Annotated in this window: 2 protein-coding genes and 1 pseudogene; 1 reads left to right on the top strand and 2 read right to left on the bottom strand. The window is 72.5% G+C overall.

Translation table 11 applies throughout. The features are described 5' to 3' along the window. A pseudogene (locus P1P75_RS40245) lies at positions 1-704 on the top strand (transcriptional regulator); the annotation flags it as partial. A gap of 9 nt (positions 705-713) precedes the next feature. Here the strand turns inward: P1P75_RS40245 and P1P75_RS40240 are convergent. Next, complete coding sequence (locus P1P75_RS40240) at positions 714-2456, bottom strand: pyruvate dehydrogenase (protein WP_319264676.1); 1743 nt, start codon at positions 2454-2456, stop codon at positions 714-716. Between the two features lie 75 nt (positions 2457-2531). After that, positions 2532-3947, bottom strand: a 1416-nt coding sequence (locus P1P75_RS40235; protein WP_319264674.1) for a PP2C family serine/threonine-protein phosphatase, incomplete at its 5' end; no start/stop codon positions are given.

The following is a 3947-nucleotide window of genomic DNA, read 5'->3' as shown; positions in this document are numbered from 1 at the left end:
CCCCCTCCCCCACGCCCGGCGGCGCCTCGCCCACGCCGCGTACGCCGGAAGCGTCCACTCCCGCAGGGACCGCCCCGGGGGACACGACGGTTCCGCTGACCTGGACCGCCGACTCCCAGGCCTGGGCGCTCGGGTGCAGTCACCACTACGTCGTCGCCCAGCCGCCCGCCAGGGTCCCGCCGCCCCCGGCGGCGCAGGACGCCGCGCCCTGGGCCGCGGCACAGGGCGCCGTGCACGGGCGGGAGACCGTCGTGGAGATCACGGTGCAGGGCCGCAGCTCCACGGCCGTCGTCCTGACGGCGCTCCGCGTCCGCGTGACCGGCCGCACGGACCCGGCCCCCGGCAACGTGTACGCCATGGACCAGGGCTGCGGCGGCTCGATCAGTCCCCGCTACTTCGCCGTCGACCTGGACCGGGACCGCCCGATCGCCCGACCGGTCGCCGGCAACGACACCGGCACGCCGATCCCCGCGGTCCGGATGCCGTACCGGGTGTCCTCGACGGACCCGGAGGTGCTGCTCGTCACCGCGCGCACGCAGGGCTGCGACTGCTCCTGGTACCTGGAGCTCGACTGGTCCTCCGAGGGCCGCACCGGCACGGTCCGCATCGACGACCACGGCCGCCCGCTGCGCACCAGGAGCATCGCGGGTCTGCCCCGGTACATGTACGACACCTCGGCGCGCCGGTGGACGCCGTACCAGTAGGGGGACCCGTCAGGGGCGCGGCACGTTGCGCAGGTTGGAGCGGGCCATCTGGACCATGCGTCCGACGCCGCCGTCCAGGACGATCTTCGAGGCGGACAGGGCGAACCCGGTCACCATCTCGGCGCTGATCCTCGGCGGGATGGACAGCGCGTTGGGGTCGGTGACGATGTCGACGAGCGCCGGACCCCTGTGCTGGAAAGCGCTCTTGAGAGCCTTGGCGAGATCCTTCGGTTTCTCCACGCGCACGCCGTGGGCACCGCAGGCGCGGGCGACGGCGGCGAAGTCCGGGTTCTTGTTCGTGGTGCCGTAGGAGGGCAGTCCGGCGACCAGCATCTCCAACTCGACCATGCCGAGCGAGGAGTTGTTGAAGAGGACGACCTTCACCGGCAGGTCGTACTGGACGAGGGTGAGGAAGTCACCCATCAGCATGGCGAATCCGCCGTCGCCGGACATCGACAGGACCTGCCGGCCCCGGTCGGTGAACTGGGCGCCGATCGCCATGGGAAGCGCGTTCGCCATCGAGCCGTGGGAGAAGGAACCGATCACGCGACGGCGGCCGTTGGGCGTGATGTAACGGGCCGCCCAGACGTTGCACATGCCGGTGTCGACCGTGAAGACGGCGTCGTCGTCGGCGAGTTCGTCGAGAACGGACGCCACATACTCGGGGTGGATGGGAACGTGTTTCTCCACCTTGCGGGTGTACGCCTTGACGACCCCTTCGAGAGCGTCCGCGTGTTTCTTCAGCATCTTGTCGAGGAAACGCCGGTTCTTCTTCTCCCCCACGCGCGGGATCAGACAGCGCAGGGTCTCGCGTACGTCGCCCCACACGGCGAGGTCCAGTCTGGAGCGCCGGCCCAGGTGCTCGGGCCGCACGTCGACCTGGGCGATCTTGACGTCGTCGGGCAGGAAGGCGTTGTAGGGGAAATCGGTTCCGAGCAGGATCAGCAGGTCACATTCGTGGGTGGCCTCGTAGGCGGCGCCGTAGCCGAGGAGGCCGCTCATCCCGACGTCGAACCTGTTGTCGTACTGGATCCACTCCTTTCCCCGCAACGCGTGGCCGATCGGTGACTTGATCTTCTCCGCGAACTCCATCACCTCGGCGTGCGCGCCCGCCGTGCCGCTGCCGCAGAACAGGGTGACCTTGTCGGCGGCGTCGATCAGCCGGACCAGCTCGTCGACCTCGGCATCACCGGGGCGGACCGTGGGACGGGATGTGACGAGAGCGGTTTGCGCGGCTTTCTCGGGCGCGGGTTCCGCGGCGATGTCACCGGGGAGGCAGACGACGCTGACTCCGCTGCGGCCGACGGCGTGCTGGATGGCGGTCCGGAGCAGCCTGGGCATCTGTTTCGGGCTGGAGATCAGCTCGCTGTAGTGGCTGCACTCCTGGAAGAGGCGGTCGGGGTGGGTCTCCTGGAAGTAGCCCAGGCCGATCTCGCCGGAGGGGATCTGGGAGGCGAGGGCGAGGACCGGTGCCATCGAGCGGTGGGCGTCGTACAGGCCGTTGATGAGGTGCAGGTTGCCCGGTCCGCAGGATCCGGCGCACGCCGTCAGTTTGCCGGTGATCTGCGCCTCCGCGCCGGCGGCGAACGCGGCGCTCTCCTCGTGGCGGACGTGCACCCAGTCGATGGCGGAGTTGCGGCGGACGGCGTCGACCACCGGGTTCAGGCTGTCGCCGACGACGCCGTAGAGGCGTTCCACTCCGGCGCGGACGAGGATGTCGACGAACTGCTCGGCGACGTTCTGTTTGGCCATGGTGCTCATCTGCCCCTTCGGTCTCCGTGGCTCCTTCGGATTCCTCCGGGTTCCATCAATCCACAGCCGCCCGTCTCACGCCTCCCACACGGCTGCGGCCGTACGGTCGTCCGCGTACCCCTTGACCCGGATCTGGGTGTCGGCGAGGAACGCGGCGAGGCCCGGCGGGGACGGCGCGGACCACCGCCGGACGAGGTGGGCGGGAAGTTCCGGCTCGCCGCGGAGCGGTTCGGCGAGGCCCTCGGTACACATCAGGAGAGTGTCACCCGGGCGGGCGACGGACGCCCGGAACCGGAAGGGCTCACGGGGCGGTCCGGGGGCCGGCTCGTAAGGGCTCGGCGGGGTCGGGATGCCGAAGTCCATGGTGAGCCGGTCGCCCTCGGGGGTCTCGGCGGGCAGCGCGCCGAAGCCGACGACAGGTTCGCCGGCGACCTCGCCGACCGGCGGCTCGAGGTCGCGCCACTGGCCGTCCCGCAGGCGGAACAGTCCACCCGGGCCGACGCCGAAGAAGACCCGCACCCGGCAGGCCGGGTCCGCCGGCAGCAACAGGCAGCGCAGGCCCGCCGCGTACTCCTCGGGGTCCAGGCCCTGTTCGGCGGCGCTGGCGCGGAGCCGGCCCAGGCTGCGGTCGGTGAGGCGGTGCAGCCCCGACTTCAGGTCACCTCGCCGGGCGGCCCGCATGTCCTGCGCGAGCCGTGCCTGGCTGCGGCCCACGGCCCGGCCGATCCAGTGGCACACCTCGGCGGCCGCCCGGTGCGCGCCCGGCGTGGCACGGGCGCCGGTCGCCATCGCGACCAGGATCAGCGCCTGCTCGCCGGTGCCGAAGCGGGCGGTGAGCAACGCGTCGCGGCGCGGCTCGCCCCGGTAGCGCGCGGAGTCCCCGCGCACCGACGCGGCCCGCAACGTGCAGGCCCCGTACCGGGCTCCGTCCAGGACGGTGTCCGGGACCAGCCCGTCCAGCCCGTCCGGATCGGCGGCCGGCAGCGCGGTCGGCTCGGCGTCGTAGGTCGGCGGCCCGGACCCGAGATAGGGCTCGGCCGGGGGCAGCCCGTGCGGCTCCGGTGGCTCGGGTGGCTGGTGTGGCTCCGGTGGCGTGGTGCGAGCCGCGGTGATCCAGTCGCTCGGGTCCCTCGGAGTGTCCGGGGGCTTCGGCGCCCCCGGCGCCCCGGGCATCCTCGGATCGTCCGGATCATCCGGATCGTCCGGGTCGGAGAGCGGAGTCCCGGGCCGAGCCTGCGGGAACGGTGGGGCCGCTGGGGCCGCTGGGGCTGACGGTACGGATGGGGCCATGAGGGCAGCTGTGGCCGGCGACGACGGCACCGGCGGGGTCCAGGGCTGGACCGGGTGGGGGGCTGTGGGCGCGGTCCGCGCCGGCGGCTGGGTCTCCGGGTCCGGGCTGGTCGGGCACCCTGCGGGGACGTAGGGCCGGGTGGGGCGAGGTCCTGGGATTCGTGTTCGTCGAAGCCGGGTGGCAGGGGACCGGGCGGGAAG

It is taken from the genome of Streptomyces sp. ID05-39B (genome assembly GCF_033794725.1).
Lineage (GTDB): Bacteria > Actinomycetota > Actinomycetes > Streptomycetales > Streptomycetaceae > Streptomyces > Streptomyces bobili.
This window is presented reverse-complemented; position numbering and strand designations above follow the sequence as displayed.